At 60.5% G+C, this 1,647-nt stretch carries 1 protein-coding gene and 1 pseudogene; both read left to right on the top strand.

From position 1 onward, the window contains the following. A pseudogene (locus AUR66_RS22125) lies at positions 1 to 844 on the top strand (hypothetical protein); the annotation flags it as partial. Between the two features lie 164 nt (positions 845 to 1,008). Then, positions 1,009 to 1,647, top strand: a 639-nt coding sequence (locus AUR66_RS13940; RefSeq protein ID WP_231727900.1) for an NAD(P)-dependent alcohol dehydrogenase, incomplete at its 3' end; no start/stop codon positions are given.

The raw sequence follows: 1,647 nt of genomic DNA, 5'->3' as shown, positions 1-1,647 counted from the left end.
GTCGCTCTCACTGACGCGAAGCGCAGTCGTCACCACTCACGTGACGCTCGCACTCTTCGGCGCCGTGATGACCACGATACTCGGTGCACTCTACCAACTCGGAACGATGTTCACGCAAACGAAACTCCACGGCGTCGACATCTGGCTTCGGCGGGCCGAGGAAGTCGGATATCCAGTGGGTGTCGTTCTTCTCGCGACTGGCCGACTGTTCGATACACTCCTCGTCGCACAGGTCGGTGGTGTGCTGGTCACAGTGACGCTCTTTGGATTCAGTATCGTCCTCGCTCGTCGTCTCATCGAGACATCTGTCGAGTGGAACCCGATGCTCGCACGGTACGCAGTCGTCGTCCCTGCGCTGGCCCTCTGGAGTGGCCTCGCGTTCTTCGCGTGGGTGGGCGACCCACTCGCGTACGCGACTCGCTTCGGTGCGCCGTCGTCGTTTTATCTCCTCGTCCTCGGCGTCGTCGGGTTCGTGGTCTTCGGGACACTCTATCACGTCGTTCCGTTCGTCGTCTGGGTCCACCGCTACAGCGACCTGCTCGGATACGAGCCAGTCCCGATGATAGACGACCTCTACAGTGACCAAATCGCCACCTTCGACTTCAGCCTCGTCGTCACCGGCACGCTCACGCTCGTCGTCACCGAGATGTTCTCTCTTCCTTCCGTCGGTAGTGTCGTCGGGAGAATTCTGCTACTGACCGGAGTCGTGTTCTTCTTCACCAACATCCTCCGAGTCGTCCACGTCCACAGTCCGCACTCGTTGGTTGGAGTGTTGTTCACCGCCCAGCGAAGAGACAGGGACGGCACGGTGAACGACGGGTCAGAATCATCAGGAAGTCGGTAGTCGAACGCTTCCGGGAGTGGCCCATGGAAACACCCAGCCGTGACGAACATCGCGTGCGAACTTCGAAGAGGAAGAAGTAGTCTCAATTTACCGTCTCTCCACGCCTATGGTGCTCTGCGATGACAACGAGTGCCGAAGAACAGTCAGCCCAAGGTCGGACACGTATGCAAGCCGTCGTGGCCACGGCGTATGGCTCACCAGACGTCCTCCACGTCGACGAGGTGGCGAAGCCAGTCCCCGACGACGACGAAGTTCTCATTCGAATTCGTGCGACGATAGTCGGACCACCAGATTCGGCCGCTCGTGAAGGGAAGCCATTCATCATTCGGTTCTTCAGCGGGGTCAGGCGACCCAACTCGGTACCGGGTGACGTGTTCGCCGGCGAAATCGAGGCAATCGGCCGGAACGTCGTGCGATTCGCACCGGGCGACGCCGTGTTCGGAACCGCGGCCCCAGGGAGCGGGGCACACGCCGAGTATCTCTGCCTCCCCGAAGACGGGACCATCGCGGTCATGCCGTCGAACCTCGACTACAACGAAGCCGCGGCAATCTGTGACGGTGGGCTGACGGCGATAGCGTTTCTGAAAGCCCATGCACACATTCGAGAGGGCGAATCCATCCTCATCAACGGTGCATCCGGGTCAGTCGGAACGGCCGCCGTGCAACTCGCGCGCGAGTTCGGCGCCACAGTCACCGGCGTCTGTAGCACCAATAACGTAGAGTTGGTGCAGTCGCTCGGTGCCGACACCGTACTCGACTACACGCGCACCGACTTCACGAAAACTGGCGAGAAGTACGACATC

The organism is Haloferax profundi, assembly GCF_001469865.1.
GTDB lineage: Archaea > Halobacteriota > Halobacteria > Halobacteriales > Haloferacaceae > Haloferax > Haloferax profundi.
This window is presented reverse-complemented; position numbering and strand designations above follow the sequence as displayed.